The 26,882-nt window shown below is 71.8% G+C and carries 28 protein-coding genes; 13 read left to right on the top strand and 15 right to left on the bottom strand.

The features are described 5' to 3' along the window. Both ACIPYQ_RS21040 and ACIPYQ_RS21045 read right to left on the bottom strand, forming a co-directional pair. Positions 1 to 957 carry a DUF4097 family beta strand repeat-containing protein gene (locus ACIPYQ_RS21040; protein ID WP_401253197.1) on the bottom strand — a complete coding sequence of 319 codons (957 nt, stop codon included), beginning with the start codon at positions 955 to 957 and terminating at the stop codon, positions 1 to 3. Positions 958 to 1,151: 194 nt separating this feature from the next. After that, positions 1,152 to 2,084: a LysR family transcriptional regulator gene (locus tag ACIPYQ_RS21045; RefSeq protein WP_401253200.1), complete on the bottom strand. Its 933-nt coding sequence runs from the start codon at positions 2,082 to 2,084 to the stop codon at positions 1,152 to 1,154. A gap of 211 nt (positions 2,085 to 2,295) precedes the next feature. Between ACIPYQ_RS21045 and snpA the strand changes: the two genes are divergently transcribed. After that, entirely contained in the window at positions 2,296 to 2,964 is a 669-nt protein-coding gene (gene snpA / locus ACIPYQ_RS21050; protein ID WP_401253203.1) for a snapalysin, read from the top strand. 1 nt (position 2,965) lies between these two features. On the opposite strand, the gene ACIPYQ_RS21055 is transcribed toward snpA, so the two are convergent. From ACIPYQ_RS21055 to ACIPYQ_RS21075, 5 genes are all read right to left on the bottom strand, one after another. Continuing rightward, positions 2,966 to 3,169, bottom strand: a complete 204-nt coding sequence (locus tag ACIPYQ_RS21055; protein ID WP_361753069.1) for a hypothetical protein — start codon at positions 3,167 to 3,169, stop codon at positions 2,966 to 2,968. 60 nt (positions 3,170 to 3,229) lie between these two features. Next, positions 3,230 to 3,814, bottom strand: a complete 585-nt coding sequence (locus tag ACIPYQ_RS21060; protein WP_401253207.1) for a dihydrofolate reductase family protein — start codon at positions 3,812 to 3,814, stop codon at positions 3,230 to 3,232. Between the two features lie 126 nt (positions 3,815 to 3,940). Then, positions 3,941 to 4,534 carry a GNAT family N-acetyltransferase gene (locus ACIPYQ_RS21065; RefSeq protein ID WP_401253210.1) on the bottom strand — a complete coding sequence of 198 codons (594 nt, stop codon included), beginning with the start codon at positions 4,532 to 4,534 and terminating at the stop codon, positions 3,941 to 3,943. A 147-nt stretch (positions 4,535 to 4,681) separates the two neighbouring features. Continuing rightward, positions 4,682 to 5,734: a family 2 encapsulin nanocompartment cargo protein polyprenyl transferase gene (locus ACIPYQ_RS21070; RefSeq protein WP_401253431.1), complete on the bottom strand. Its 1,053-nt coding sequence runs from the start codon at positions 5,732 to 5,734 to the stop codon at positions 4,682 to 4,684. Next, entirely contained in the window at positions 5,731 to 7,137 is a 1,407-nt protein-coding gene (locus ACIPYQ_RS21075) for a family 2B encapsulin nanocompartment shell protein (protein WP_401253213.1), read from the bottom strand. Before ACIPYQ_RS21075 ends, ACIPYQ_RS21070 begins: the two co-directional genes overlap by 4 nt. Before the next feature lie 236 nt (positions 7,138 to 7,373). On the opposite strand from ACIPYQ_RS21075, the gene ACIPYQ_RS21080 reads away from it, so the two are divergent. From ACIPYQ_RS21080 to ACIPYQ_RS21090, 3 genes are all read left to right on the top strand, one after another. After that, positions 7,374 to 7,829 (top strand): RrF2 family transcriptional regulator, encoded by a 456-nt coding sequence (locus ACIPYQ_RS21080; protein WP_401253215.1) that lies wholly within the window; start codon positions 7,374 to 7,376, stop codon positions 7,827 to 7,829. 172 nt (positions 7,830 to 8,001) lie between these two features. Next, positions 8,002 to 9,198, top strand: a complete 1,197-nt coding sequence (locus ACIPYQ_RS21085; RefSeq protein ID WP_401253218.1) for a globin domain-containing protein — start codon at positions 8,002 to 8,004, stop codon at positions 9,196 to 9,198. Positions 9,199 to 9,326: 128 nt separating this feature from the next. Beyond that, the gene (locus ACIPYQ_RS21090) at positions 9,327 to 9,917 is read left to right on the top strand and encodes an N-acetylmuramoyl-L-alanine amidase (protein WP_401253221.1); all 591 of its coding nucleotides are present in this window, start codon (positions 9,327 to 9,329) and stop codon (positions 9,915 to 9,917) included. Between the two features lie 72 nt (positions 9,918 to 9,989). On the opposite strand, the gene ACIPYQ_RS21095 is transcribed toward ACIPYQ_RS21090, so the two are convergent. After that, positions 9,990 to 10,184 (bottom strand): superinfection immunity protein, encoded by a 195-nt coding sequence (locus ACIPYQ_RS21095; RefSeq protein ID WP_361753057.1) that lies wholly within the window; start codon positions 10,182 to 10,184, stop codon positions 9,990 to 9,992. A gap of 141 nt (positions 10,185 to 10,325) precedes the next feature. Between ACIPYQ_RS21095 and ACIPYQ_RS21100 the strand changes: the two genes are divergently transcribed. Continuing rightward, positions 10,326 to 11,234, top strand: coding sequence for a 1-aminocyclopropane-1-carboxylate deaminase/D-cysteine desulfhydrase (locus ACIPYQ_RS21100; RefSeq protein ID WP_401253224.1), 909 nt, complete (start codon positions 10,326 to 10,328; stop codon positions 11,232 to 11,234). Positions 11,235 to 11,258: 24 nt separating this feature from the next. Here ACIPYQ_RS21100 and ACIPYQ_RS21105 read toward each other — a convergent pair whose 3' ends face one another. Then, positions 11,259 to 12,839: a Na+/H+ antiporter gene (locus ACIPYQ_RS21105; protein ID WP_401253227.1), complete on the bottom strand. Its 1,581-nt coding sequence runs from the start codon at positions 12,837 to 12,839 to the stop codon at positions 11,259 to 11,261. Positions 12,840 to 12,892: 53 nt separating this feature from the next. On the opposite strand from ACIPYQ_RS21105, the gene ACIPYQ_RS21110 reads away from it, so the two are divergent. From ACIPYQ_RS21110 to ACIPYQ_RS21120, 3 genes are all read left to right on the top strand, one after another. Further along, complete coding sequence (locus tag ACIPYQ_RS21110) at positions 12,893 to 13,153, top strand: UBP-type zinc finger domain-containing protein (protein ID WP_361753051.1); 261 nt, start codon at positions 12,893 to 12,895, stop codon at positions 13,151 to 13,153. 202 nt (positions 13,154 to 13,355) lie between these two features. After that, the gene (locus ACIPYQ_RS21115) at positions 13,356 to 13,769 is read left to right on the top strand and encodes an anti-sigma regulatory factor (protein WP_030012703.1); all 414 of its coding nucleotides are present in this window, start codon (positions 13,356 to 13,358) and stop codon (positions 13,767 to 13,769) included. Positions 13,770 to 13,780: 11 nt separating this feature from the next. Continuing rightward, positions 13,781 to 14,779 (top strand): RNA polymerase sigma factor SigF, encoded by a 999-nt coding sequence (locus ACIPYQ_RS21120; protein ID WP_401253434.1) that lies wholly within the window; start codon positions 13,781 to 13,783, stop codon positions 14,777 to 14,779. Between the two features lie 21 nt (positions 14,780 to 14,800). Here the strand turns inward: ACIPYQ_RS21120 and ACIPYQ_RS21125 are convergent, their stop codons facing one another. Further along, entirely contained in the window at positions 14,801 to 15,250 is a 450-nt protein-coding gene (locus ACIPYQ_RS21125) for a hypothetical protein (protein ID WP_361753049.1), read from the bottom strand. An 84-nt stretch (positions 15,251 to 15,334) separates the two neighbouring features. On the opposite strand from ACIPYQ_RS21125, the gene ACIPYQ_RS21130 reads away from it, so the two are divergent. Then, positions 15,335 to 16,300 (top strand): diacylglycerol/lipid kinase family protein, encoded by a 966-nt coding sequence (locus tag ACIPYQ_RS21130; protein ID WP_401253232.1) that lies wholly within the window; start codon positions 15,335 to 15,337, stop codon positions 16,298 to 16,300. Positions 16,301 to 16,624: 324 nt separating this feature from the next. Beyond that, the gene (locus ACIPYQ_RS21135; RefSeq protein ID WP_003953983.1) at positions 16,625 to 16,882 is read left to right on the top strand and encodes a WhiB family transcriptional regulator; all 258 of its coding nucleotides are present in this window, start codon (positions 16,625 to 16,627) and stop codon (positions 16,880 to 16,882) included. A gap of 180 nt (positions 16,883 to 17,062) precedes the next feature. Here the strand turns inward: ACIPYQ_RS21135 and ACIPYQ_RS21140 are convergent, their stop codons facing one another. Further along, the gene (locus tag ACIPYQ_RS21140) at positions 17,063 to 18,532 is read right to left on the bottom strand and encodes a PAS domain-containing sensor histidine kinase (protein ID WP_361753242.1); all 1,470 of its coding nucleotides are present in this window, start codon (positions 18,530 to 18,532) and stop codon (positions 17,063 to 17,065) included. A gap of 382 nt (positions 18,533 to 18,914) precedes the next feature. Beyond that, on the bottom strand, positions 18,915 to 19,511 hold the full coding sequence (locus tag ACIPYQ_RS21145) for a TetR/AcrR family transcriptional regulator (RefSeq protein WP_401253235.1): 597 nt from the start codon (positions 19,509 to 19,511) through the stop codon (positions 18,915 to 18,917). Positions 19,512 to 19,594: 83 nt separating this feature from the next. Here ACIPYQ_RS21145 and ACIPYQ_RS21150 point away from each other — a divergent pair, with 83 nt between their 5' ends. From ACIPYQ_RS21150 to ACIPYQ_RS21160, 3 genes are all read left to right on the top strand, one after another. Further along, a complete protein-coding gene (locus ACIPYQ_RS21150; protein WP_401253238.1) occupies positions 19,595 to 20,356 on the top strand; it encodes an SDR family oxidoreductase in 762 nt (253 codons plus the stop codon). 196 nt (positions 20,357 to 20,552) lie between these two features. Then, positions 20,553 to 21,338 carry a glucosamine-6-phosphate deaminase gene (nagB, locus tag ACIPYQ_RS21155; protein ID WP_362234655.1) on the top strand — a complete coding sequence of 262 codons (786 nt, stop codon included), beginning with the start codon at positions 20,553 to 20,555 and terminating at the stop codon, positions 21,336 to 21,338. 261 nt (positions 21,339 to 21,599) lie between these two features. Then, positions 21,600 to 23,330 (top strand): serine/threonine-protein kinase, encoded by a 1,731-nt coding sequence (locus tag ACIPYQ_RS21160; protein WP_401253241.1) that lies wholly within the window; start codon positions 21,600 to 21,602, stop codon positions 23,328 to 23,330. Between the two features lie 57 nt (positions 23,331 to 23,387). Here the strand turns inward: ACIPYQ_RS21160 and ACIPYQ_RS21165 are convergent, their stop codons facing one another. From ACIPYQ_RS21165 to ACIPYQ_RS21175, 3 genes are read right to left on the bottom strand one after another with little or no spacing between them, the layout of a single operon-like run. Next, positions 23,388 to 24,869 (bottom strand): glycoside hydrolase family 3 protein, encoded by a 1,482-nt coding sequence (locus ACIPYQ_RS21165; protein WP_401253244.1) that lies wholly within the window; start codon positions 24,867 to 24,869, stop codon positions 23,388 to 23,390. 8 nt (positions 24,870 to 24,877) lie between these two features. Continuing rightward, positions 24,878 to 25,759, bottom strand: coding sequence for a carbohydrate ABC transporter permease (locus ACIPYQ_RS21170; RefSeq protein WP_401253247.1), 882 nt, complete (start codon positions 25,757 to 25,759; stop codon positions 24,878 to 24,880). Continuing rightward, positions 25,756 to 26,775: a sugar ABC transporter permease gene (locus tag ACIPYQ_RS21175; protein ID WP_361753035.1), complete on the bottom strand. Its 1,020-nt coding sequence runs from the start codon at positions 26,773 to 26,775 to the stop codon at positions 25,756 to 25,758. The genes ACIPYQ_RS21170 and ACIPYQ_RS21175 overlap by 4 nt, the downstream gene beginning before the upstream one ends. Positions 26,776 to 26,882 lie beyond the last annotated feature (107 nt).

Consider the following 26,882-nt stretch of genomic DNA (forward strand, 5'->3'; position numbering starts at 1 on the left):
TCAGAGCACCTTCTTGTCGAGCGCGAGGGGAGCGGCGGACGCGGGGGCGTCGGCGTCGGCCTGCGGGCGGCGCAGCAGCGCGATGCCGCCGGAGACGGTGGTGGCCCGCAGGGTGCCGGTGCCGGAGCCGAGCGTGCCGGTGATCCGCTTGGCGCCCAGCTGGCCGGAGACCCGCAGGTCCTCGAAGGCGTTGGAGACGCCGCCGGTGGCGGTGTTGGCCTCCACGCGGGCGTCGGCGGGGTGCGGGAGGCGGATCGCGACCTGGCCGGAGACGGAGTTCAGCGCGATGTCCACGGGGCGCGCGGCCGCCGGGCCGAGGTCCAGGTCGATGAGCATGTCACCGCTGACCGAGTCGGCCCGTACGCTCACGCCCGCGCCGTCGACGACCGTCAGGCCGCCGGACACCGAGTGGAAGCGGAGGTCGCCGGTGACGGACTGGGCCTCGACGCCGCCGGAGACGGTGTGCGCCTTGACCCGGCCGGAGAGTCCGACCAGCGTGGCGTCGCCGGAGACCCCCGTGACCTCGGTGCCGCCGGAGATGCCGGAGACGAAGGCGGTGGCGTCGACCGCGGCCACCTGGACCCGGGTGGCGGCGGGCACGGTGAGGGTGATCGCGGCGCTGCGCTCCCAGGCCTTGCGGCCGGCGGCGGTGCCGGAGGACCAGGCCTTCCAGGGCTTCGACTCGAACCACTGCTTGAGGCCCTGGGAGCCGTTCCAGGGCACGTCCTCGTAGGAGACCGTGAGGGTGTCGCCGTCCTGCACCACGTACAGCGGCGGTCCGTCGACCTCGGTCACCTCCAGGCGGGCCGGGCCCTCCTCGGCGGCGACCACGTTCACCGTGCCGCTCACGACGCGCACGCGCAGCTCGGTCACCGCCGCCTCGAAGGCGATTTTCCGCGGTTCGGCGATGTGCCAGGTCGACTGCGAAGGCGACGGCCGGGACGACTGCTCTGTCATGGTGCTGATCCTCCTCGTGCGTTCACGGACCGGGCTCGACGCACGCAACATATCGCGTCTTCTGAACAACACGATATATCGCGGCCGGGGGAAGTCAAGCCTGTGCGCGGGCATGCCGAAAACGCCGGTGGGGCCGGAAAATCCGGCCCCACCGGCGTTCGGCGCGGGTCAGGTGTGCGGAGCCCGGGGCCCCGTCAGGCCGCCAGCAGGGGGCTCGCGTGGTGGTGGAGCCAGGCGCGGTACGGGGGCGTGCGCAGGGCCGCCTCGCGATAGGCGGCGCGGAGGTCCTCGTAGACCTCCGCGTGGGCGCCGGGCCGGGTCGCCAGCAGCAGGCGGACGGCGAGGGGGTCCCCCGACAGCGGCCGGATCGCCATGTCCTCGCGCGGCCCCGACGTCGGCTGGCAGGGTGCGACGGCCTCGCCGGAGATGATCAGCGAGGTCGCCGTGTGGTAGTCGGCGTGGAGGACGGGCGGGTCGAGCCCGGCTCCGGCGAAGACCCGCCGCAGCCCGTCCCACTCGCCGTCGACCGAGGGGTCCACCATCCACCGGTCGGCGGCCAGGTCCCGTAAGGAGACCACCGACTGTCCGGCGGCCGGATGGTCCCGGGACATCGACACGAACTGCGGCTCCCGCTCCATCAGCACGTGCATCTGCAGCCCGGCCGGCACCCGCAGCGGGCTGCCCTCCACCTCGTGCACGAACGCCACGTCCAGCTGCCCCGAGGCCACCATCCGCAGGAGCGCGTTGGCGGACACGTCCACCACCAGCGAGGTCTCGGTGTCCGGCATCCGCCGGTGCAGCCGCCTCAGCCATCCCGGCAGTGCCCGGCTGGCCGTGGAGCCGATGCGCAGCCGCGGTCCGCGGGCCTGCGCTCGGGCCTCGGCCACCAGTGCGGCCATCTCGGCGAGCAGCGGCCGGGCCCGGCCCAGTACGGTCCGGCCGAAGGGGGTGGGCCGGCAGCCGGTCCGCTCGCGCAGGAACAGCTCGCCGTCCAGGGCCCGTTCGATGCGGCGCAGCTGGGTCGTCAGGGAGGGCTGGCTCACGCCGAGTTGCCGGGCCGCCTTGTGCAGGCTCCCGGCGTCGGCGATGGCGCACAGCGCGCGCAGGTGCCTGACCTCAAGCTCCATGACCCGAGAGTAGGCCGGTCCCGGTGGACCGCACCAGCCACTGATAGCCCCCCGAATCCCGCCATTCTCACGCTAGTTGGGCTGTCGAAATCTTCCCGATAGGCCGGCGCTATCGGGGAGTGACATCATCCGCCGGGCCAGTGGACTCCCGCAGACTCCGGTACCGAACGACCCACCCCCCACCGCACCGGACGAGTAGGAGCTCCCCCACATGCGCCACTCCCGTAAGGCCGTTCTGGCCACGACCGTCGGCCTCGGCCTCGCCGCCGCCCTCGGTGTCACCCCCACCGCCAGCGCCGCTCCCGCCCCCGTCGGCAATGCCGCAAGCTACGCCGCGTACGCGGGCTCGCAGGAGAACGAGGCCGCCAACCGCGCCTTCTTCGAGGCCGTGCAGCGTTCGGTCACCGAGCAGCGCGCCGCGAACCCCGGCGTCCTGGCCGTGACCGTCACGTACAACACCCGCAACGCGCCCAGCTTCCGCAGCCAGATAGCCCGCTCCACGCAGATCTGGAACAGCTCGGTGAGCAACGTGAGGCTGCAGGAGGTGTCCTCCGGCGGGAACTTCTCGTACCGCGAGGGCAACGACTCACGCGGCTCGTACGCGAGCACGGACGGGCACGGCCGGGGCTACATCTTCCTCGACTACCGGCAGAACCAGCAGTACAACTCCACCCGCGTGACCGCGCACGAGACCGGCCACGTGCTGGGCCTTCCGGACCACTACTCGGGCCCGTGCTCCGAGCTGATGTCGGGCGGTGGACCGGGCACCTCGTGCCAGAACGCCAACCCGAACTCCGCCGAGCGGGCGCGCGTCAACCAGCTCTGGGCCAACGGCTTCGCCTCCGGCCTGGGCCAGAAGGAACTCGCCGCCAAGGGCTGAGTCACCGCTCCTCGGGGTCCGCGTAATCGGGGCATCCCGGATTCCGGCAGGGGCCTCGGCCCCACACCGGAATGAAGATCCCGAGTGACTTGCGCCGCCTGACCACCGTGTCGACGCGGCGCCCGCACGCCGGGCACGTCTGCTGTTCGTGCCCGGCCTGCGGGGCGATCGTCTCGTGTGCGCGCTGCTGCTGTTCACCGGCCATACCTCCACGGTAGGCCGGTTCGGCGCTTTTGGGGCGGGAGAGGCCCGGGGGCCGGCGGGATCAGCGCTTGACGGCGTACGAGGCGACGGTCTGGCCTCCGCCGAGGACCTCGACCCCGGTGAGCTCCAGGGGGCGCACCCCGAATCCGGCCCGCGACATCGGCATGCCGGTGCCCAGGAAGACCGGGTAGGTCTTGACGATGAACTCGTCGATCTCGTCGATCAGCTGGGCGGCGAGATCGGCTCCGCCGCAGAGCCAGATGCCCAGCCCGTCCCGGGCCTTGAGCTCGCGGACCTTGGCCGCGACGTCCCCGGAGATCAGCTCGACCTGCGGGTCCGGCGAGGCGGTGAGGGAGCGGGAGACGACGTACTGCCCGGGCAGGTGGCCGTAGGGGCTGGTCATGCCCGCCTTGAGGCCCGGCTCGTAGGTGTTCCGGCCCATGAGCACCGCGTCGAAGCGCTTCGGCTCGGCGTCGGCGATCCCGAGGGCGGCACGCCCCTGGGCCGCGATGGTCTCCGGGTACTCGGTCTTGAGGAATTCGGTGAACTCCGCGTCGACGTGGGCGTAGAAGAAGTCGCCGTCGCCGTCCGGGGCCCCGATGAAGCCGTCGACCGACGTGGCGATGAAGTACGTGAGCTTGCGCAAGCGATTCTCTTCCGTTCGGCAGTGCCACCGCATCAGAGGCACGTCGAGGAAAGTACTTCACCTGAAGTGGTTAGGCAAGCCCTTACGTAGGCCCTCACGCAAGCCCCCACGCGCGCGCCGGCCCGCCTACCCGCGCGGCTTGCGCCACATCGGCCACATCGGCGGACCCTCCGGCAGTCGCACCGCCTCGCCCGTGAACTCCCACCCGAGCCGCTCGTACAGCCCCTTGCTGCGCTCGCTGCTCGCCTCCAGGTACGCCGGCACGCCCTCGCGGTCGCAGCGCTCCAGCACCGGGCGCATCAGCTCGCTGCCCAGCCCCTGCCCCTGCCGGCCCGGATCGACCGCGATCATCAGCAGGTACTCGTGCTCCTCGGCCGTCGGGTGCACCGCGCCCGTCAGCCGCCCGACCAGCTCGCACCGCTCGTTGTCCGGGTCGGCCACCGCGCGCATCCGCGCCGGGGTCTCGTCCTCCTCCTCCGGCTCGCCCGCAGGGATCCGCAGCCACAGCGCGGCCGCCGAGCCGTCCACCGCGTAGTCGATCCGGCCCTCGGCCAGCGCCACGTCCACGAAGACGCCGAGGAACTTCCCGTGCACGGCGGCCCGGTGCTCCGGGTCCGGGAAGACCCAGCTGCTCACCGGGTCCGTGCGGAAGGCCTCGTCGAGCAGCCGCGCCACCGCGTCCCGGTCCGACTGATCCGCCTGACGTATCTCCAGCACCACTGGTCACACCCTTCGCTCACGCGTCAACAACCGTGAGCGATCCTAGAGTTGACGCCGAGGCGCGGTAAGGCCCGTTCCGGCACCGTGCCGTGCCGGAACAGGCCTCGTCGGTGTCTTGCCGATCGCGGCCATGCCGATCGCGCCGGGCTACCGCGTGCGGCGCGTCACGAACTCAGCGAGTGCCAGCAGCCCGCCCGCCGCCGCGAGGTCCGGTACGGCGCGGGACAGCTGCTGGACCGCCCGCCCCATCCGGTCGGCGGCATGGGCCTGCGCCCAGTCGCGCCCGCCGGCCCGGTCCACCGCGTCCGCCGCGTCGCGCACGTCGTCCCCGGTCATGGGACCCGCGTACAGGGCGGCCAGCTCCTGCCCCGCCGCGGTGCCCGAGGTGAGGGCGGCCACGACCGGGAGGGACTTCTTGCGGGCGATCAGATCGGCCCCGGCGGGCTTGCCGGTGTGCCCCGGATCCCCCCAGATGCCGATCAGGTCGTCGATCAGCTGGAAGGCCAGCCCGGCCTCCCGCCCGAAGGCGTCCATGGCGTCGACCTCGTCCGGCCCGGCCCCCGCGTACAGCGCGCCGAGCGCGCACGCGCAGCCCAGCAGCGCCCCGGTCTTGGCCGTGGCCATGGCCAGGCACTCGTCGAGCGAGACGTCCGGACGCTGCTCGAAGGCGCAGTCCGCCTGCTGGCCGGCGCACAGCTCGATGACGCACGCGGCCAGCCGGGACGAGGCCGCCGCCGAGGCCGGATGCGGATCCTGCGCGAGTTGCCGCAGCGCGAGCGCCATCATGGCGTCGCCCGTGATGATCGCGTCCGGAACGCCGAAGACGGTCCAGGCGGTGGCGCGGCCGCGCCGCCGGACGTCCTTGTCGATGACGTCGTCGTGCAGCAGCGTGAAGTTGTGGGCCAGCTCCACGGCCACCGCCGCCCGGACGGCCTCGTCGCCCTTGCCCGCCCCCAGCCCGGCAAGGGCCTGGGCCGCGGCCAGGACCAGGGCCGGCCGGATGGCCTTGCCGGCGTTGCCCTCGGCCAGGCTGCCGTCCTCGCGCTCCCAGCCGAAGTGGTACCTCGCCACGCGGCGCATCCCCCCGGGCAGGCTCTCGACCGTCCGGCGCAGCTCCGGATCGACCGTTTCCCTCGTCCGTTCCAGGAGGGCGGCGGCCTCCTGGCCCTCACCGGTCGCGGTGGCGTTCACCGTACTCAGCGCCAGCGGCCGATCTCGACGTTCTCCAGCACGCCGAGCGCGTCCGGCACCAGCACGGCGGCGGAGAAGTAGGCGGTGACCAGGTACGAGATGATCGCCTGCTCGCTGATCCCCATGAAGCGGACCGAGAGGCTCGGCTCGATCTCGTCCGGGATGCCCGGCTGGTGCAGGCCGATCACGCCCTGCTCGTCCTCGCCGGTGCGCATGCACAGGATGGACGTGGTCCGGGCGTCGCTGATCGGGATCTTGTTGCTCGGGAAGATCGGCACCCCGCGCCAGGACGGCACCCGGTTGCCGTCGATCTCCACCGACTCGGGGTAGAGCCCCCGCTTGTTGCACTCGCGGCCGAAGGCGGCGATCGCCTTGGGGTGGGCCAGGAAGAGCTTGGAGCCGCGCCGCATGCTGAGCAGCTGGTCCATGTCGTCGGGGCTGGGCGCGCCGTCGTGGGGCTGGATGCGCTGGTCGTAGTCGGCGTTGTGGAGCAGGCCGAAGTCGCGGTTGTTGAGCATCTCGTGCTCCTGGCGCTCGCGCAGCGCCTCGACCGTGAGCCGCAACTGCTGCTCGGTCTGGTTCATCGGGTGGTTGTAGAGGTCCGCGACGCGGCTGTGCACCCGCAGGACCGTTTGTGCAATGGAGAGCTCGTACTCGCGCGGGCGCGCCTCGTAGTCCACGAAGGTGCCGGGGAGGACGGCCTCGCCCTGGTGGCCGGCGGAGAGGTCGATCTCGGCCTCGCCGTACTTGTTGGTGCGCTGGGCGGGCAGCGTCCGTACGTTCTCCAGGTGTGCGCGCAGCGAGTCGACCCGGTCGGCGAGCAGCTGGAAGTCCTGGCGGGTCAGGACCAGTGCGGTGCCGGCGGTGGCGGCGCGGGCGGTGTACTCCCAAATCGATTCTTCATCGACGAGGGAGTCCTCGCCGAAGTACGCGCCGTCGGCCACGGTCTGCAGGACCGCGTCGTCCCCGTAGGGACCCGGGCCGATCTGGTCGATGCGGCCGTGGGCGAGCAGGAACACCTGGTCGGCGGGGCTGCCGAAGGCGGTCAGCTCCTGGCCGGCCTCGAAGTCGATCTGGCGGCACCGCTGGGCCAGTTCACCGAGGACGTCGAGGTCCTCGTAGTCGCGCAGCAGCGGGAGCTCACCGAGCTCGGCGGGGATCACCTGGACCTGGGTGCCGGTCTTGACGAATTCGACGACGCCGTTGCCGACCGAGTAGCTCAGGCGGCGGTTGACCCGGTACGTGCCGCCCTGCACCGACACCCACGGCAGCATCTTCAGGAGCCACCGGGAGGTGATCTCCTGCATCTGCGGCGCGGACTTGGTGGTGGTTGCCAAGTTCCGTGCGGCCGTCGTCCCGAGGCTGCGCTGTGGTGCCTGGGCCTCGGGTTCGGAACCTGCCTGGACCGACATGTATTTCCCTTTCGATCACTCCATGGATCTGCGGGATCAGCCTTTCAGTACAGAACGTGATGGGACCATTACACAAAAGGGTGGGACTACTCCGTCCGTGCGCGGGGCACCCTTTCGGGCCCCCCACCTCCCCCAGGGACCCCGCGAGCCCCTTGCACCCCATCGATTTCGGCCAGGCGGCCCCCGCGCGCGCCGCTTAACTTGCACACAAGATGCAAGTTTTCTACGGTGGGCCCATGCGGCTGACCCGATTCACCGACCTGGCGCTGCGCGTCCTGATGCGCCTGGCGGTCGAGGAGACCGAACTCCCGACCACCCGCGACGTGGCGGCGACCATGGAGGTCCCGTACACCCACACGGCCAAAGTGGTCGCCCGGCTGCAGCACCTCGGGCTGGTCGAGGCGCGGCGCGGCCGCGGCGGCGGGCTCGCCCTGACCTCCGCCGGGCGGGCCGCCTCGGTGGGCGGGGTGGTGCGCGAACTGGAGGGCGCGGGCGACGTCGTGGACTGCGACGGCACCACACCCTGCCCGCTGCGCGGCGCCTGCCTGCTGCGCGGGGCCCTGCGCAGGGCCCAGGAGGCCTTCTTCGCCGCACTGGACCCGCTGACGGTGAACGACCTGGTGGCGGCCCCGACCGGACCGCTGCTCCTGGGCATTTCCGGCCGGGCGCCCACGGGGGCCGACGGACCCTGACGGTCCGGGCCGGATGGCCGGTTCCCACTGCCTTGCGCCCCGCCGGAACCGGCACCGTCCCAGCCTCCGAACAGAAGTCCGCATGGGCCCCGGCTCCCACCGGCCGCATCTTTCCGCGACCATAAATACGCATCTCACATACCAATTCACTCAGCTCACGCAAGGAGTCACGATGCTGTCCGAGAAGTCGACCGCGACCGTACGCGCCACCCTGCCCGCCGTCGGGGCGGCGATCGGCGAGATCACGGAGCTCTTCTACACGAAGCTCTTCGCGGCCCACCCGGCGCTGATCCGGGACCTCTTCAACCGCGGCAACCAGAACGCCGGCCTCCAGAAGCAGGCCCTCGCCGGGTCCGTCGCCGCCTTCGCCGTCCACCTCGTGGAGCACCCGGACACCCGCCCCGACGTGATGCTCGGCCGCATCGCCCACAAGCACGCCAGCCTGGGCGTCACCCGCGAGCAGTACGCGGTCGTCCACGAGCACCTCTTCGCGGCCATCGCGGAGATCCTCGGCGAGGCCGTCACCCCCGAGGTCGCCCGGGCCTGGGACGAGGTCTACTGGCTGATGGCGGGCGCCCTCGTCGCCATCGAGGAGCGCCTCTACGCCGAACAGCAGGTCACCGCCGGGGACGTGTGGCGCGAGTGGACCGTCACGGGCCGGGTGGAGGAGACGGCCGACTGCACCACCTTCCGGCTGGCCCCCGCGGACGGCGCCCCCGCGCCCGGGTTCAAGCCCGGACAGTACGTCTCGGTCCAGGTCGAACTCCCGGACGGCGCCCGCCAGATCCGCCAGTACAGCCTCTCCTCCCCGCCCGGCCCCCCGGTCCGCTCGATCACCGTCAAGCGCGTCCACGGCCCGGCCGCCACGGGCCCCGACGGCGAGGTCTCCAACCACCTGCACGCGCATGTCCGCGCCGGCGACACCCTGCGGGCCTCGGCCCCCTACGGCGACCTGGTCCTGCGGGACTCGACGGCCCCGGTCCTGCTCGCCTCCGCGGGGATCGGGTGCACCCCGATGCTCTCGATGCTGGAGCACCTGGCCGACACCGGGCACGCCGCTCCGGTGACGGTGCTTCACGCCGACCGCTCCCCCGCCGACCACCCGCTGCGGGACGACCACCGATCCCTGACGCACAAGCTGGCCGACGCCTCGGCCCGGTTCTGGTACGAGGAGGCGGCGGAGCCGGGCGACGGCGAGGGGCTCATGGACCTCTCGGCCGTCCCCGTCGCCCCCGGCACCCACGCCTACCTGTGCGGGCCGCTGCCCTTCATGCGCTCCGTGCGCGAGCAGCTGATCGCCAGGGGCGTGCCGGCCGCCGACATCCACTACGAGGTGTTCGGCCCCGACCTGTGGCTCGCTTCCGCGTGAGCCGTGGCCGGATCGGCTCGCTCGCCGTACGAATGCACTAGCCGCGGAAGGGCCGCCTCCACTAAACCGTAGCGTGATGAGACGGACACACAGGGTGTCCGTCCCGCACCGCAACGAAGGAGGCGACCATGGCCGCACCCATGTCCGCGGACCGGTTCATCGACGCACTGCGGCGCGAGGGTCTGACCGTCGTCGAGGTCGGCGCCTGGCGCACCCACAACCGCAACCACAAGGGGCCCTGGGGCCCGATGCACGGGGTGATGATCCACCACACCGTCACGCGCGGCACCCCGTACACCGTCCAGCTCTGCCGGGAGGGCCACAGCGCCCTGCCGGGCCCGCTCTGCCACGGCGTGATCGCCAAGGACGGCCGGGTCCACCTGGTCGGCTACGGCCGCGCCAACCACGCCGGCCTCGGCGACTCCGACGTCCTGGCGGCGGTGATCGCGGAGAAGCGGCTCCCGCCGGACAACCAGGCGGACACCGACGGCAACCGCCACTTCTACGGCTTCGAGTGCGAGAACCTCGGCGACGGCGAGGACCCCTGGCCGGCGGTCCAGATCGACGCCATCGCCCGCGCGGCGGCGGCCCTCTGCCGGGCGCACCGGTGGACCGCCCGCTCGGTGATCGGCCACCGCGAATGGCAGCCGGGCAAGGTCGACCCCAGGGGCTTCACGATGGACTCCCTGCGCGGACGCATCGCCGAGCGCCTGAAGTAACCGGCCCCGGACCCGGCCGCGGCTCCGGACCGTCGTCCCCGGCGCCGCGCCGGGGACGACGACGGGGCGTTGCTACCTGCTGCGCGCGGCCATGGCGAGCGCGATCACCCATCCCACCACGGACCAGCCGAAGAACAGGTTGACCACCAGGACGGAGCCCTTGTTGGGCACCCCTCGGCCGAATGCGACGGCAGTCGGAATGAAATAGGCCAGGACGATGAATAACAGCCCCACCACACCGAACGGAATCGCATCACTGCTGTTCATGAATCCCCCACCGTCAACACGGATATGACGACCCATCATCACCGATGGCCCCCGGCACGTGAAGAACTTCCGGGCATCCGGCCGTGCCCGGTCGTGCCGTGACGTGCGGCGGCGCGGGCAGGGGCGCCCCACAATGGACGGGTGAACCGGCCCGCCGACCTTGACGCGCTCCTGCAGCCGCGCCCGCCGTCCCCGCTCGTCGAGGCGGCGGACGAGCGGTTCGCCGCGCACGGCGTACGGCTGCTGCTGAAGCGGGACGACCTCGTCCATCCGGAGCTGCCCGGCAACAAGTGGCGCAAGCTCGCGCCGAACCTCCGGGCGGCGGTGGAGGCGGGGCAGGACACGCTGGTCACCTTCGGCGGGGCGTACTCGAACCACCTGCGGGCCACCGCGGCCGCCGGGCGGCTGCTGGGCCTGCGGACCGTCGGCGTCGTGCGCGGCGACGAGCTCGCCGGCCGGCCCCTGAACGACTCCCTCGCCCGCTGCGCGGCGGACGGCATGCGGCTGCACTTCGTGTCCCGGTCGCGCTACCGCGCCAAGGCCGACCCGCAGGTGCTGGGCCCGCTGCTGGACGAGGCGGGCGCGAGCGGGGCGTACGTCGTGCCGGAGGGCGGCAGCAACGCCCTCGCCCTGGCGGGCTGCGCGGAGCTGGGCCACGAGCTGCGGGGTGCGGCCGACGTGGTGGCCGTGGCCTGCGGCACCGGCGGGACCCTGGCGGGCCTGGCCGCGGGCCTCGCCCCCGGCCAGCGGGCGCTGGGCGTCCCCGTCCTGGCGGGCGGCTTCCTGTCCGCGGAGATACGTTCCCTCCAGACCGAGGCGTACGGCGGCACGGTCGGCGACTGGTCCCTGGCCGAGGACTTCCACCACGGCGGCTACGCCCGCGTCCCGGCCGCCCTGGAGGCCTTCGCCGCCGACTTCGAGTCCCGGCACGGCCTCCCGGTGGAGCGGATCTACGTGGCCAAGCTGCTGTGGGCCCTCACCGCCCTCACCGCCGCCGGCGCCTTCCCCCACGGCACCACCCTGGCCGCGGTCATCACGGGCCGCCCGTAGCCGCCGCTGCGCCCGGCCGGAGAGTCAGGTCGACTCGCGGTACGCCGCCGCCTCCTCCAGGTCCAGCCTGCGCAGCAGGGCCCGCAGCATCTCGTCGTCGATCCGCCGCCGGTCCCGCAGCGCGACGAACACCTCCCGCTCGGCCTCGATCATGTCCCGCGCGAGCCTGCGGTAGACGTCGTCCGCCGACTCCCCCGTGAGCGGGTTGACCTCGCCCAGCCGTTCCCACACGGCGTTGCGCCGCCGCTCCAGCACCGTCCGCAGCCGCTCCGCCAGCGGCGGCGGGAGGGTGCTGTTCTCCGGTTCCTCCAGCAGCTCCGCCAGCCGCTCCTCCGCCGCCCGCGAGGCCTCGCTCTGCGCCTGCGCCTCCGCCAGCGTCTCGGCCTGCAGGTCCTTGGGCGGCAGCTTCAGCACCCTGATCAGGGGCGGCAGCGTCAGCCCCTGCACCACCAGCGTCCCGATGACGGTCGTGAAGGTCAGGAAGAGGATCAGGTTCCGGTGCGGCACCCCGTTCGGCACGGAGAAGGCGATGGCCAGCGAGACCACTCCGCGCATCCCGGCCCATCCCACGATCACCGGGGACTTCCAGTCGGTGTCCGGCTCCCTCGCCCGGATCCGCGGGGAGATCCAGCGCGGCACGAAGGTCGCCGGGAACACCCACAGGAACCGGGCCACCACCACCACGAGGAACACGGCGATCGCGTACCAGGCCGCGTGCAGGTCCTCGTACTCCCCCAGTCCCTTCAGGACCACCGGCAGCTGGAGCCCGATCAGCGCGAAGACCACCGACTCCAGCACGAAGGCGACCACCCTCCACACCGCCTCCTCCTGGAGCCGGGTGGCGAAGTCGACCTGCCAGTTCCGGTGTCCGAGGTACAGCGCGACCACGACCACGGCCAGCACCCCGGAGGCGTGCACCCGCTCGGCCGCCGCGTACGCCACGAAGGGGATCAGCAGCGACAGGGTGTTCTGGAGCAGCGGTTCATTCAGCCGCGTGCGCAGGTGGTGGATCGGCACCATCAGCAGCAGGCCCACGGCGATGCCGCCGACCGAGGCCAGCAGGAACTCCTCGATCCCGCCCGCCCAGCCGGCACTCACCCCGACCGCCGCGGCCAGTGCCACCTTGTAGGCGGTGATCGCGGTGGCGTCGTTGACCAGGGACTCGCCCTGCAGGATGGTCGTGATCCGGTTCGGCAGCCGGAGCTTGCGGGCGATCGCGGTCGCCGCGACCGCGTCGGGCGGCGCGATCACCGCGCCCAGCACCAGGGCCACAGGCACGGACAGCCCCGGCACCAGCAGGTACGTCGCGTACCCGACGGCGAGCGTCGCGAAGAGCACGTAGCCCACCGAGAGCAGCGCGATCGGCCGGATGTTGGCCCGCAGGTCCAGGTACGAGCTGTCCACGGCGGCCGTGTACAGCAGGGGCGGCAGCAGCAGCGGCAGCACGATGTGCGGGTCGAGGGCGTACGAGGGCACGCCCGGGAGGTACGCGGCCACCAGGCCGGCGGCGACGAGCAGCAGCGGCGCGGGCACGGGCGTACGGCGGGCCAGCCCCGCGACGGCCGCGCTGCCCGCGACGAGCGCCACCAGCGGCAATACCTCCACGAAGATCCACCTCATCCGTCACGTGCCCGCACCGCGGCTCTACGCTGGTCATCATGAGCGAGTGCACCCATGTTGCCGAACTGCCGCGCCCCGAGCCGATCCCCTCTGCGCAGACCTGTCCCGAATGTTTGGCGCTCGGCAGCCACCCCGTGCAACTGCGGATGTGCCTGCAGTGCGGGGAGGTGGGCTGCTGCGACTCCTCGCCCTACCGGCACGCCACCGCGCACCATCAGGAGACCGGTCATCCGGTGATGCGGAGCTTCGAACCGGGTGAGACCTGGCGATGGTGTTTTGTCGACGGTTCGATCGTCTGAGGCGGGGTAGGTCAACCCTCCGCCGGTTCCCCTGATTTGGGCCCCGCAGACCCCTAGCCACTGTGCGTACCCATGGGCTTACCATCAGTCACTGGCCGTAGGCGGGTGTCCAAGCGGGCGCCAAGAGGGGTGCCGCGACACGATCGCCCGGATCGCGATAGCGTCACCGGCGAACAGAGCTCGTACCACCTTGGAGGTGAGGGTGTCCCAGATCGCAGGCGAGCCCGGGACTCAGGACTTCGTGGAAGTCCGGCTGCCCGCTGCGGGTGCCTACCTGTCGGTGTTGCGCACGGCCACGGCCGGTCTCGCAGCACGTTTGGACTTCACCCTCGACGAGATCGAGGACCTCCGCATCGCGGTGGACGAGGCCTGCGCGATCCTGCTCCAGCAGGCCGTGCCGGGCTCCGTCCTCAGCTGCGTGTTCCGGCTGATCGACGATTCGCTGGAGGTGACCGTCTCGGCGCCGACCACCGACGGGCGCGCACCGGAGCGTGACACGTTCGCGTGGACGGTCCTGTCGGCGCTGGCCGGCAAGGTCGAGGCCACGGTCGAGGAGAACCGGACGGTGAGCATCAGCCTCTACAAACAGCGCGGCGCGGGACCAGGCCCGGCGTGAGCGGCGGGGAGATCCCGGTGCGGGGCGGGGATCGGCCCCGGGTACGGCACGAGGTCGACGGCGGCATCCCGGAGCAGCAGCACGCCCGGCCGCACCCGGCTGACGCGGATGCGGAAGACGGCTTTTTGGACTCGGCGGAGCGACGGGCGGGCCCTATGAGCGAGAACCAGCACGACCAACCACAGCCACCGGAGGCCACGGCCCCCGTGGCGCCGGCGGCGCCGGTGTTCCCGGTGACCCCGGCGCTGCCGGATCCGCGCGACCGCAGCGGCGCGCGGGCCCTCTTCATCGAACTGCGGGCGCTGCCCGACGGGTCGGCGGAGAAGGCGGAGCTGCGCAACCGGCTCGTACGGATGCACCTGCCGCTGGTCGAACACCTGGCCAGGCGCTTCCGCAACCGCGGCGAGCCGCTGGACGACCTGACCCAGGTCGCCACGATCGGCCTCATCAAATCGGTGGACCGGTTCGACCCCGACCGCGGGGTCGAGTTCTCCACGTACGCCACGCCCACGGTGGTCGGCGAGATCAAGCGCCACTTCCGTGACAAGGGCTGGGCGGTTCGGGTGCCCCGGCGCCTGCAGGAGCTGCGGCTCTCGCTGACGACGGCCACGGCCGAGCTCTCCCAGCAGCACGGCCGCTCCCCCACGGTGCACGAACTGGCCGAACGGCTGGGGATCTCCGAGGAGGAGGTGCTGGAGGGGCTGGAATCGGCCAATGCCTACAGCACGCTCTCGCTGGACGTCCCGGACACCGACGACGAGTCGCCGGCGGTCGCGGACACCCTGGGCGCGGAGGACGAGGCCCTGGAGGGCGTCGAGTACCGCGAGTCCCTCAAGCCGCTGCTGGAGGGACTGCCTCCACGAGAGAAGCGGATCCTGTTGCTCCGGTTCTTCGGCAACATGACCCAGTCGCAGATCGCCCAGGAGGTCGGCATCTCCCAGATGCACGTCTCCCGGCTGCTGGCCCGCACCCTGGCCCAGCTCCGCGAGAAGCTGCTGGTCGAGGAGTAGGACCAGACGCCGGACGTCCGGTTATCGGGCCTGCTCGCCGGGCCCGATGCCGAGCGCCTCGGTCGCCGTCGGGTTCACCAGGAGCGCCACGACGGCCACCGCGGCCAGCGCCAGCGCAACCGCGGCGGCGATCATCGCGCCGCCGGTGCTGTAGAGGGTCCAGGCCACCGGCAGCGCCATCAGCTGGGTGATCAGTGCCGGGCCGCGGCTCCAGCGGCGGCCCAGGCGCAGCCCTCGGGCCGCGATCAGCGGCAGCGCGGCGAGGGCGAGCAGGGTGAGCCCGCCCGTCTCGGCCTGCTGCGGGGAGTCGGGGTCGCCGGCGATGCCGACGAACAGCATGTAGACGCCGAGGCCGGCCAGCGCCAGGCCTTCCAGCGCGGTGAGCGCGGCGGCGGCGGTGAGCCGGCCGGGCAGCCCGGCGGGCGGTGCGGCGGTGGGGGCGGGGGCCTGCGCAGGCTGCTTCTTACTCACTCCAGCAGGGTAGCGGCGGGCCCCGGACCCCGGAGGGGACGGGCAGTAGGGTCGGCGCGAGGAGGGGTGGGTAGTCTGGCGCTCATGCGTGCACTTCTCGTGGCCAACCCAGCAGCGACGACCACCAGTGCGCGCACGCGCGACGTCCTGACCCATGCCCTGGCCAGCGAGATGAAGCTGGAGGCGGTGACCACCGAGTACCGCGGGCACGCCCGGGACCTGGGGCGCAAGGCCGCGCACGAGGGGCTCGACCTCGTCGTCGCCCTCGGCGGCGACGGCACGGTCAACGAGGTGGTCAACGGGCTCCTGCACAACGGGCCCGATCCGGACCGGCTGCCCCGGCTTGCGGTGGTGCCCGGCGGCTCCACCAATGTGTTCGCGCGCGCCCTGGGGCTGCCCAACGATGCGGTCGAGGCGACCGGCGCCCTGCTGGACGCGCTGCGCGAGCAACGGGAGCGGACGGTGGGGCTGGGCCTGGCGGCCGGCACCCCGGGCACGGAGGACGAGTCGGTCCCGGCGCGCTGGTTCACCTTCTGCGCGGGCTTCGGCTTCGACGCGGGCGTGGTGGGTCGGGTCGAGCAGCAGCGGGAACGCGGCAAGCGTTCGACGCACGCCCTGTACGTACGACAGCTGATGCGCCAGTTCTGGGAGGAGCCGAACCGGCGGCACGGCACGGTCACGCTGGAGCGACCGGGCGCCGATCCGGTGACGGATCTGGTGCTGTCGATAGTGTGCAACACCTCACCGTGGACGTATCTGGGCAATCGTCCGCTTTATGCCTCTCCGGAGGCGTCGTTCGATACCGCGCTTGACGTATTGGCGCTCGACCGTTTGTCAACTCCGGCGGTCGCGCGGTACGCGACACAGCTCCTGACCTCCACTCCTGAGCGGGGTCCGCACGGCAAGCACGCGGTGTCTCTGCACGATCTGACCAACTTCACCTTGCATTCGAAGGTGCCGCTTCCGTTCCAGATGGACGGAGACCACCTCGGACTGCGGACCAGCGTTCGGTTCACAGGCGTACGCCGTGCACTGCGTGTGATTGTGTGAGTGGAAGGGCCTGAAGGCCTTTCACTCGAACGTTTACACGCCGGTCCACCCTCACGATGTAGGGCTGTGACCTAGTAGACACCGACGAATCAAAAAAAACTTTCCGGAAGGGGTTGTATCCCCGTCCGAGGTTTGCGAATCTCTTCATGGCGATCGGGACAGCCCGCACAACCCGGCACCCGCACAGATCGCCAGAACCCCTCCACGAATCTCAGACTGGTCTCCCGCGTGAAACCGGGCGGTCGCCCTTCCCTCACGGGGGGATTCGTGAAAGCGTTCACATTCACAAGCAAAGTGCCCGCAATACAAGGAGATGGAGCAGCCATGGACTGGCGTCACAACGCCGTTTGCCGCGAGGAAGACCCGGAACTCTTCTTCCCCATCGGCAACACCGGTCCTGCGCTGCTGCAGATCGAGGAAGCCAAGGCCGTCTGCCGCCGTTGCCCCGTCATGGAGCAGTGCCTGCAGTGGGCGCTCGAGTCCGGTCAGGACTCCGGCGTCTGGGGCGGTCTCAGCGAGGACGAGCGCCGCGCGATGAAGCGCCGCGCCGCTCGCAACCGGGCGCGCAACGCCAGCGCCTGACAACGACTTTCGAGCCTCGACGCGCAGCGCGTAGTACCCGAATAAGCGCTCAGCAACGTGCTCTTGAGCCCCGGACCGATCACAAATCGGTCCGGGGCTCAGTGCTTTCCCGGTCACGCCGAGTAATGTCCACCCGGTCCGGCGCACGTCACCTCGGGTGACGCAGCGTGACCGGTACGGCTACTTCTGCGGGCTCGACGGCAGGTCGAGGACGACCTTGGTCCCCCGCGGCTGGGCCCGGACCATGTCGAACGTTCCGCCGAGCTCCCCCTCCACGAGGGTCCGTACGATCTGCAGCCCGAGGTTGCCGGCCCGCTGGGGATCGAATCCCTCGGGCAGGCCGCTGCCGTCGTCGAGCACGGTGATCAGCAGCCGCCCGTCGGTGCGGCCGGTTCCGGTGCGGGTCGCGGCCACCTCCACGGTGCCCCGCTCGCCCTGGGTGAAGGCGTGCTCCAAGGCGTTCTGCAGGATCTCGGTGAGCACCATGGACAGCGGAGTGGCGACCTCCGCGTCCAGGATCCCGAACCGGCCGGTACGCCGGCAGTCGACCTTGCCCGGAGAGATCTCCGAGACCATCGCGATCACGCGGTCGGCGATCTCGTCGAACTCGACCCGCTCGTCCAGGTTCTGAGAGAGCGTCTCGTGCACGATCGCGATCGAACCGACGCGGCGCACGGCCTCGTTGAGCGCCTCGCGGCCCTGTGGAGAATCCATTCGGCGGGCCTGGAGCCGCAGCAGCGCGGCCACCGTCTGGAGGTTGTTCTTCACCCGGTGGTGGATCTCCCGGATGGTCGCGTCCTTGGTGATGAGTTCACGTTCGCGACGGCGCAGTTCGGTCACGTCCCGGCAGAGGACCAGGGAGCCGATCCGGGTCCCCTTCGGCTTGAGCGGGATCGCGCGCAGCTGGATGACCCCGCCGTTCCCCTCGATCTCGGTCTCCCTGGGGGCCCAGCCGCTGGCGAGTTTGACCAGGGCCTCGTCCACCGGGCCGCGGGAGGGGGCGAGTTCGGCGGTGGTGTTGCCGAGGTGCTGACCGACCAGGTCGGAGGCGAGGCCGAGCCGGTGGTAGGCGGAGAGCGCGTTCGGGGACGCGTAGGTGACCACGCCGTCGGCGTCGAGGCGGATCAGGCCGTCCCCGACGCGCGGGGAGGCGTCCATGTCGACCTGCTGGCCGGGGAACGGGAAGGAGCCCGCGGCGATCATCTGGGCCAGGTCGGAGGCGGACTGGAGGTAGGTCAGCTCCAGCCGGCTCGGTGTACGCACGGTGAGCAGGTTGGTGTTGCGCGCGATCACTCCCAGTACCCGGCCCTCGCGGCGGACGGGGATCGACTCGACGCGGACCGGCACCTCCTCGCGCCACTCCGGGTCGCCCTCGCGCACGATCCGGCCCTCGTCGAGGGCGGCGTCCAGCAGCGGACGGCGGCCGCGCGGAACCAGGTGGCCGACCATGTCGTCCTGGTACGAGGTGGGGCCGGTGTTCGGGCGCATCTGGGCGACCGAGACGTACCGCGTGCCGTCGAGGGTGGGCACCCACAGCACGAGGTCGGCGAAGGACAGGTCGGAGAGCAGCTGCCACTCCGAGACCAGCAGGTGGAGCCACTCCAGGTCGGTTTCACCGAGAGCGGTGTGCTGGCGTACGAGGTCGTTCATGGAGGGCACGTTGCGAGCGTACCCCGGGTACGCGTGATGACTTTCCCCACGACGGTACTCAGGAGTATCCAGGAGGGCCGCGGGCCGCGTACTGTTGGAGGAAGCGACGGGTTTCCACGTCCCGTCCTTGGATGGACAGAACAGAATGGTCTAGTCCACAATTGACTAAGCTTCCGCCCTCCCCGCACAGGAGGACGGATCGAGGTAAGCCGCGCGCTCTGCCCTGACCGCGCAGGCACCTCCCACCGGCCGTCGGGAACCGCACACCTGTCGGCCGTAAGTACTCCGGGCTACGGTGCCGGATGGGCTGAGGGTCCCGTCCTGCACCGTGGCCCAGAGGAATTTTCGGGCGGATTTCCGGGCCGGAGGCCCCAGCCGGCGACTACGCCGGCGGCCAGGCCAGCAGGGCCCGCGCCGCGACCGCCTCCAGCTCCTCCCGGCTCGCCCCGTCGCGCGACTGCTGGGACATCCCCTGAAGCACGGCCCCGGCGTACCGGGCCAGCGCCCGCGCGTCCGTGTCCGCGGGCAGCACCCCGGTGGCCACGTCGGCCCGGATCCGGCTCTCGAACACCTCCAGGTTGGCGTTGCGCCGGTCGCGCAGGGCCGCCGCCACCTCGTCCGCGGTGGTGTTGATGGCGGCGCTGATCACCATGCAGCCGCGCGGGTGGGCCGGGTCGGTGTAGACCTCGGCGGCCTCGCGCAGGATGCGCTCGACGGCGGCCCGGGCGGTGGGCTCCTCGGCGAGCGCCACGCTCGCGAAGTCCCCGTACCGGCCCCCGTACACGGTCACGACCTCGTCGAAGAGCTTGCGCTTGTCGCCGAAGGCCGCGTACAGGCTGGGCGCGCTGATGCCGAGCAGGGCGGTCAGGTCGGAGATGGAGGTCGCCTCGTAACCGCGCTCCCAGAAGGCGGTCATCGCCTTGTCGAGGGCGGCGTCGCGGTCGAAGGAACGGGGTCTGCCGCGCTGTCCGGTCACCATGCCCGCATTCTATAGCGGACGCTAGGGAATCTGATACGGTCCTTTCTGTAGCGACCACTATCAATTTCGGAGGGGGGCGCGTCATGGGCGTGCTCAAGGGGAAGACGGCACTGGTCACGGGCGGCAGCCGCGGCATCGGGCGGGCCGTGGCCGAGCGGCTGGCGCGGGACGGCGCGCTGGTCGCCGTGCACTACGGGCGCAACGAGGCGGCGGCGAAGGAGACGGTGGCGGCGATCGGGGCGGCCGGCGGGCGGGCCTTCGCCATCGGGGCCGAACTCGGGGTCCCCGGCGACGCACAGGCCCTGTGGGCCGCGTACGAGGCCCATCCCGCGCACACCGAGGGCGTGGACATCCTGGTCAACAACGCGGGCGGGGCCACCTTCGCGGGGATCGAGGGGACGGACGAGGAGACGTACGACCGCGCGCACGCCCTCAACGCCAAGGCGCCGTTCTTCGTGATCAAGCACGGGCTGGCGCGGCTGCGGGACGGGGGCCGGATCGTGAACGTGACCGGCACCCCCGAGATCGCCCTGCCGGCGATCCTGGCGACGGTCATGGCGAAGGGCGCGGCGAACGCGATGACCCGCTCGCTCGCCGCCGAGCTGGCCCCGCGCGGGATCACGGTGAACTCGGTGGGCCCCGGAATCATCGAGACGGACCTGAACGCGGGCCTGCTCGCCGACCCGGCGACCCGGGCCCACCTGGCCGCCCGCTCCGTCTTCCACCGGGTGGGTACGGCGGAGGAGGTCGCGGACGTGGTGGCCTTCCTGGCCTCGGCCGACTCCCGCTGGGTCACGGGCCAGCACCTGGACGCGACGGGCGGGCTGCAGCTCGCACTGATCTAGCGGATCACCCTTCGGGCGACCGCTCCTCCGGGGGCCCGTGCACGCCGTCGCACCGCGCTCGGTCCGGGCGGCCGCCCGGCGGGCCGGGCGCCCGGATCCGGATCACCATGGATAACGACGAGACCCCCGCCGACCGCGCCGACCTCTGCTAGATTGGTCTATACCACATCACCCACTCCAGATCGGCAGGCCCCGCGTGGAAGTTGTCATCGTCCCGGACGCCAAGGCAGGCGGCGAGCTCATCGCGGAGGCCATGGCCGCCCTGGTGCGCCGCAAGCCCGACGCCCTGCTCGGCGTGGCGACCGGCTCTACCCCGCTGCCCGTCTACGAAGCCCTCGCCGCCAAGGTCAAGGCCGGTCTGGTCGACGCCTCCAGGGCCCGCATCTGCCAGCTCGACGAGTACGTCGGCCTGCCGGCCGGGCACCCGGAGTCCTACCGCGCCGTCGTACTGCGCGAGGTCGTCGAGCCCCTCGGCCTGTCCGAGGCCTCCTTCATGGGCCCCGACGGCTCGGCCGAGGACCTCGTCGGCGCGTGCGAGGCCTACGATCGGGCCCTCGCCGAGGCCGGCGGCGTCGACCTCCAGCTGCTCGGCATCGGCACGGACGGCCACATCGGCTTCAACGAGCCGTGCTCCTCCCTCGCCTCCCGCACCCGCATCAAGACGCTGACCGAGCAGACCCGCGTGGACAACGCGCGCTTCTTCGACGACGACCTGGCCCAGGTGCCGCACCACGTCATCACCCAGGGCATCGGCACCATCCTCGACGCCCGCCACCTGGTCCTCCTGGCCACCGGCGAGGGCAAGGCCGAGGCGGTCGCGCAGACCGTCGAGGGCCCGCTGTCCGCGCTGGTCCCGGCGTCCGCGCTGCAGCTGCACCGGCACGCGACCGTCGTCGTGGACGAGGCCGCCGCGTCGAAGCTGAAGCTGGCCGACTACTTCCGGCACGCGTACGCGAACAAGCCCGGCTGGCAGGGCCTGTAACCACGAGGCCGCGGCCTCGCGGCCGGCCGGACAAGGGCCGGGCTCCTCCGTCAGGGGGCGCCCGGCCCTTCCGCGTCGGCCGGGGCAGCCGGGCGCCGTTCCCTGCGTCCCCCTCAACGGACCTGCGGGTTCCCCGATTTCCCGCCGGTGCCGGTGGGCCCGGCGATAGCATCGCAGCCTTGAACGGGGGAGGGTGATCGCATCAACACCACGGGTTCCGGACCGCAGTTGGAGCCGTTGGGCCCCGAGGATCCACGAGAGGTGTCCGGCTACCGGCTGCTCGCCAGGATCGGCGAGGGCGGGATGGGATCGGTGTACCTGTCCCGTACGCGGGGCAACCAGCCGATCGCCCTCAAGGTGATCCGGCGGGAGTACGCGCAGGATCCGGAGTTCCGGCGCCGCTTCGAGCAGGAGGCGCGGTCGGCCCGGCAGGTGCAGGGCTACCACATCGTGCCCGTCGTCGACCACGACACGAACGGGCCGCAGCCGTGGCTGGCCACCACGTACATCCCCGGCCTGGCGCTGGACGACGTACTGGCGCTGCACGGTCCGCTGCCGCCGGCCGCGGCCCTCCAGCTCACCGGGTGCGCGGCGGAGGCGCTGCACTCGGTGCACAAGGCCGGGGTGATCCACCGCGACCTGAAGCCGAGCAACGTGCTCATCGGCTCGGAGGGGCCCTGGGTCATCGACTTCGGGATCGCGCGGGCCGCCGACGCCACGCAGCTGACCCGCAGCGGCGGCTTCATCGGCACCCCGCAGTACATGTCGCCGGAGCACGCGAACGGCCTGCCGCTGACGCCCGCGACGGACATCTTCTCGCTCGGCCTGATCGCCGCGGTCTGCGCGACCGGCCGCCATCCGTACGGGGATTCCGGGGCCATCACCGTGGCCGCGCAGATCGCCAACACCGAGATGCGGCCGCCGGACCTCACCGGCTACCCCGAGCCCCTGCGGACCGTCCTGCAGCACTGCCTGGCCGCCGATCCGCAGGCCCGGCCCACTCCGTCGGGACTGGCCGAACTGTGCCAGGAGCTGAGCGGGCGGCAGCTGCGGGACTTCGACGGCTGGCTGCCCGTCCCGGTCGCCTCCGACATCGCCCGGCGGGAGCGGCTGGCCGAGACGGGCCCCGAGACCGTGCTGCCGGGCGCCCCGGCCACCGGAGGCCCGTACGGGGGCGGCACCACGTGGCCGCCCGAGGCTCCCGGAACGGGCACGGGCACCGGCACCGGTCCGGCCGTCGGTACGGGAACGGGTGGCTGGGGCCCCGGCGGTCAGGTGCCGGCGGCCGCCGCACCGCCCCCGGCCGGCCCGTACGGGCCCCCCGTGACGGCGCCGGCCGCCCCGAAGCGGCGCCCGGGCCTGGCGGTGGTGGTGGGCGCCGTGGCGGTGGCCGTGGCCGCGGTGGCCGTCGCCGGCTGGGCCCTGGCCCGGGACACGGAGACGGATCCCGACACCGGGAAGGACCGGGCGGGCGGGCAGCCGGCCCCGTCCGCGAGCGCCCCGGTCCCGTCCTCCGCCCCGTCCTCCGCTCCCTCGCAGTCCAAGGCCGCCGCCACGCCCGCCGCGCCGAAGGCAGGCAGCTACAAGGTCGTCTTCCAGGGCGAGGCCTTCGCGCTGCGCTACCCCTCCACCGGGTACACGCAGTTCGACCTGGACACGCCCAAGGCCATGCCGCTCGGCGCCGACAGCGGCCAGACGGAGATCGTGTACTCGCACCTCGGCGGGGTCAGGGACAGCTACGAGCTGCTCTTCGAGAGGCCCATGGGGCCGAGCGAGGACGCCTCGCCGGAGCGCTGCCGGATGGCGGCGGGCGCCAACGCCCTGTCCCCCAAGCTCGATGCCGCCCAGGTGAAGAAGCAGATCGTGCCGGGTCTGGTGCTGTGCGGCATCACCAAGCAGAACAAGCTCGCGATGATGGAGGTCACGAGCGTGAGCGACAACGAGGGCCGGCCCGACTTCCAGACCAGGCTGACCCTCTGGGAGATGCCCTGACACAGCGGTGCCCCCGGCCCTGGGGCCGGGGGCACCGTGGTGCGCGCTCGAACCGGGTCACACCCCTGCGATGACCTCGGCGGCGGCACGGCCGCAGACGCGCGAGGCGCCGTGCGTGGCGATGTGCAGGGCTCCGCGCGGAGCGGCCTGCGGCAGGCCCATCTCGACCACGACCGTGTCCGGGCGGGCCGCGACCAGTGCGTCCAGGGCCTCGGTCATCCACGGGTGGCGGTGTGCGTCGCGGACCACCGCGACGACCGTACGGTCCCCCGCCGCCGCCAGGATGTCCGCGGCCGCGGCGCCCTCCGGGTAGCGGCCCGAGGCGGTTCCGGGTACCAGTGCGGCCAGTTCGCCGGCCACGCCCCACGGGGTCTCGTCGCCCACCGCGATGTTCGCGACCGGGGTCAGGGTCGCGACGTACGGGTTCCGGACCGGGCCCACCGGGCCGGTGACGAGCAGGGCGCGGCGGGCCGCCGTCAGGCCGATGCCGGACGCGCGGCTCCCCTCCGGCCGTGCGTCCGGCCGGGCCCCGAGGGTCCAGGCGGCGAGCTCGCGGACCCGGGCGGCGGCGTCGGCGAGCCGCTCCTCGGGGAGCGTGCCCTCGCGGACGGCCGCGACCAGGGCGTCGCGCAGCCGCAGGACGGTGGCCTCGTCGGCGAGTCCGCCGCCGACGCAGATGGCGTCGGCGCCCGCCGCGATGGCGAGGACGGAGCCGCGCTCGATCCCGTACGTCCCGGCGATGGCGTTCATCTCCATGCCGTCGGTGACGATGAGGCCCTCGTAGCCGAGCTCCTTGCGCAGCAGGCCGGTCAGGATCTGCGGGCTGAGCGTGGCCGGGCGGGTCGGGTCGAGGGCGGGCACCAGGATGTGCGCGCTCATCACGGCCTTGGTGCCGGCCTCGATGGCCGCCTTGAAGGGGACGAGCTCGCGGGCCTGGAGGGTGTCCAGGTCCACGTCGATGCGCGGCAGGGCGTGGTGCGAGTCGACGTTGGTGTCGCCGTGGCCCGGGAAGTGCTTGGTGCACGCGGCGACGCCGGCGGCCTGGAGGCCCTCGACGTAGGCGGCGGTGTGCCGGGCGGCGAGGTGGGTGTCGGCGCCGAAGGACCGTACGCCGATGACGGGGTTGTCCGGGTTGGAGTTGACGTCCGCGGACGGGGCCCAGTTGAGGTTGACCCCGCACTCGGCGAGGCGGCGGCCCAGCTCGCGGGCGACGTCGCGGGTGAGGCCGGTGTCGTCGACGGCGCCGAGGGCCAGGTTGCCGGGGAAGGACGAGCCGCCGCGGACCTCCAGGCGGGTGACGTCGCCGCCCTCCTCGTCGATGGCGACCAGGACGTCGTCCCGCTCGGTACGCAGCTGCGCGGTCAGCGCGGCGAGCTGCTCGGGCGAGGCGATGTTGCGGCCGAACAGGCCGACCGCGGTGAGGCCTTCGCCGATCCGGCGGAGCAGCCAGGCCGGGGCGATGGTGCCCTCGAAACCGGGCTGGAGGACCGCGAGGGCGTCCCGGGTGAGCGTGTCGGTCTGGTGCGCAAGGACAGTCATGGCGGCCGTTATCCCTTCACGGCGCCGGCGGTCATGCCGCCGACGGCCTTGCGCTGGAGGAAGATGAAGATGAGCAGGACCGGGACCGCGAAGAGCGAGGACGCGGCCATGGTGGCGCCCCAGTCGTTGCCGAAGGCCGACATGAACTCGGTCAGCCACAGCGGCAGGGTCTGCGCGCTCTTGTCCTTGTTGAGGATCAGGACCATGGCGAACTCGTTCCAGGCCGTGATGAAGCCGAAGAGCGAGGTGGACATCAGGCCGGGGGCCAGCAGCGGGAAGATCACCTTGCGGAAGGCCTGGCCGCGGGTGCAGCCGTCGATCTGGGCCGCCTCCTCCAGGGTCACCGGGACGGCGGCGATGAAGCCGCGCAGGGTCCAGATGGTGAAGGGGAGGATCATCACGAAGTAGATCGCGGTGAGCAGCGGGAGGCTGTTCAGCATCTCGCCGTCGCGGGCGATCATGTACATCGCGATGACCATGACCTCCCAGGGGGCCATCTGGGCCATCATCACGGTGAGGACGAGGCCCTTGCGGCCCTTGAACCTCATGCGGGCGATGGCGAAGCTCGCGGCGAGGGCGACGAGCAGGGCCAGCGCGACGGCGCCGACGGTGACGAGGACGCTGTTGGTGACGTACGTCCAGAAGTTGGAGACCCCGGTGGCCTTGGTGAAGTTGTCGAGCGTCGGGGTGAAGACGAAGACCGGGTCCTTCGTGAGCATCTGGCTCGACGGCTTGAGGGCCGAGGAGAACATCCAGTACACGGGGAAGACGAAGACCAGGGCGAGGAGGAGCGCGCCGAGGTTCTTGGCGACGGCGGCGGGGCGGACCGGCCGGCGCTTGCGGAGCTGCTGCGCGGGCTTCGGCGCGGTGGTGGTGGTGCTGCTGCTCACTGCTCCTCCTCCTGCTTCAGGATCAGGCGGAAGTAGAAGGACATGACGACCACGAGGATGAGGATCGTCAGGACGGAGATCGCGGCGGCGAGGCCGTAGTGGGCCTGGCTCTGGCCCTCGACGTAGGCGAAGACCGGGAGGATCTCGGAGGCGCGGTCGGGGCCGCCCTTGTTCATCGCGTAGACCTGGGTGAATGCCTTGAACACCCAGATCACCTCGAGGAACGTGGTGATGAGGAAGAACGGCTTGAGATTCGGGAAGACGATCTTCCAGAAGGTCTGCCAGCCGTTGGCGCCGTCCATCCGGGCGGCCTCGTACAGCTCGGCGCCGACCGTGGTCAGTCCGGCGTACATGTTGAGGGCGACGAAGGGGATGGAGCCCCAGACCACCAGGACGGTGACGATCGTCAGGGTCGAGAGGCCCGTCTGCATCCAGTTGTGCTGCTCGTATCCGGCGAAGCCGGCGGTGCGCATCACCCAGTTCATGACGCCGAACTGCTCGTCGAACAGCCACTTGAAGACCTGCACGGAGGCGACGATCGGCATGGCCCAGGCCATCACCAGCGCCATCGAGAGGACCAGGCGCATCTTCTTGCCGAGCCGGTTCAGCAGGATGCCGATGAGGCTGCCGAGCACCATGATCAGTGCGACGTTGGCGGCGGTGAAGGCGAAGCTGCGGACGACCACGGTCCAGAAGTCCGCGTCACCGATCAGCTCGGTGTAGTTGGAGAACCCCGCGAAGGGGTACTTCCGCTGGATGAACTCGATCTTGTTGATGTCCTGGAAGGACAGGATCACGTTCTTGATCAGCGGGTACAGCAGCAGTGTCGCGAGGGCGAGCACCGCCGGCGCGACCAGCAGGTAGGGCAGCCACCCCGAGGGGAGCGATTTTCTGCCTCCGCGAGGAGACGTGGGACCGGGACCGGTCGGGGGCGCGGACTTCTCGGGCCGTCCGGCGGACTTCTGTGGTGCGTCCTGTGGAGCGGCGGTCATCGCTCCCTGGGAGTGCACGGTCATGGCGTGGCTTCCTCGCGGTTGACTGTGGAGTCAAATGCGCGACCGGGGGCACGGCAGGCGGCGTGGCGCCTGCCGTGCCCCCGGTGCGATCACACTGCTGGGTGGTG

It is taken from the genome of Streptomyces sp. NPDC090045 (genome assembly GCF_044747975.1).
In the GTDB taxonomy this organism is placed as follows: domain Bacteria; phylum Actinomycetota; class Actinomycetes; order Streptomycetales; family Streptomycetaceae; genus Streptomyces.

Coding starts and splice junctions, on each gene's coding strand:
- ACIPYQ_RS21040 (WP_401253197.1), bottom strand. CDS start 957: ATGACAGAGCAGTCGTCCCGGCCGTCGCCTTCGCAGTCGACCTGGCAC.
- ACIPYQ_RS21045 (WP_401253200.1), bottom strand. CDS start 2,084: ATGGAGCTTGAGGTCAGGCACCTGCGCGCGCTGTGCGCCATCGCCGAC.
- snpA (WP_401253203.1), top strand. CDS start 2,296: ATGCGCCACTCCCGTAAGGCCGTTCTGGCCACGACCGTCGGCCTCGGC.
- ACIPYQ_RS21055 (WP_361753069.1), bottom strand. CDS start 3,169: ATGGCCGGTGAACAGCAGCAGCGCGCACACGAGACGATCGCCCCGCAG.
- ACIPYQ_RS21075 (WP_401253213.1), bottom strand. CDS start 7,137: ATGTCGGTCCAGGCAGGTTCCGAACCCGAGGCCCAGGCACCACAGCGC.
- ACIPYQ_RS21080 (WP_401253215.1), top strand. CDS start 7,374: ATGCGGCTGACCCGATTCACCGACCTGGCGCTGCGCGTCCTGATGCGC.
- ACIPYQ_RS21085 (WP_401253218.1), top strand. CDS start 8,002: ATGCTGTCCGAGAAGTCGACCGCGACCGTACGCGCCACCCTGCCCGCC.
- ACIPYQ_RS21090 (WP_401253221.1), top strand. CDS start 9,327: ATGGCCGCACCCATGTCCGCGGACCGGTTCATCGACGCACTGCGGCGC.
- ACIPYQ_RS21095 (WP_361753057.1), bottom strand. CDS start 10,184: ATGAACAGCAGTGATGCGATTCCGTTCGGTGTGGTGGGGCTGTTATTC.
- ACIPYQ_RS21110 (WP_361753051.1), top strand. CDS start 12,893: ATGAGCGAGTGCACCCATGTTGCCGAACTGCCGCGCCCCGAGCCGATC.
- ACIPYQ_RS21130 (WP_401253232.1), top strand. CDS start 15,335: ATGCGTGCACTTCTCGTGGCCAACCCAGCAGCGACGACCACCAGTGCG.
- ACIPYQ_RS21135 (WP_003953983.1), top strand. CDS start 16,625: ATGGACTGGCGTCACAACGCCGTTTGCCGCGAGGAAGACCCGGAACTC.
- ACIPYQ_RS21140 (WP_361753242.1), bottom strand. CDS start 18,532: ATGAACGACCTCGTACGCCAGCACACCGCTCTCGGTGAAACCGACCTG.
- ACIPYQ_RS21145 (WP_401253235.1), bottom strand. CDS start 19,511: ATGGTGACCGGACAGCGCGGCAGACCCCGTTCCTTCGACCGCGACGCC.
- ACIPYQ_RS21150 (WP_401253238.1), top strand. CDS start 19,595: ATGGGCGTGCTCAAGGGGAAGACGGCACTGGTCACGGGCGGCAGCCGC.
- ACIPYQ_RS21165 (WP_401253244.1), bottom strand. CDS start 24,869: ATGACTGTCCTTGCGCACCAGACCGACACGCTCACCCGGGACGCCCTC.
- ACIPYQ_RS21175 (WP_361753035.1), bottom strand. CDS start 26,775: ATGACCGTGCACTCCCAGGGAGCGATGACCGCCGCTCCACAGGACGCA.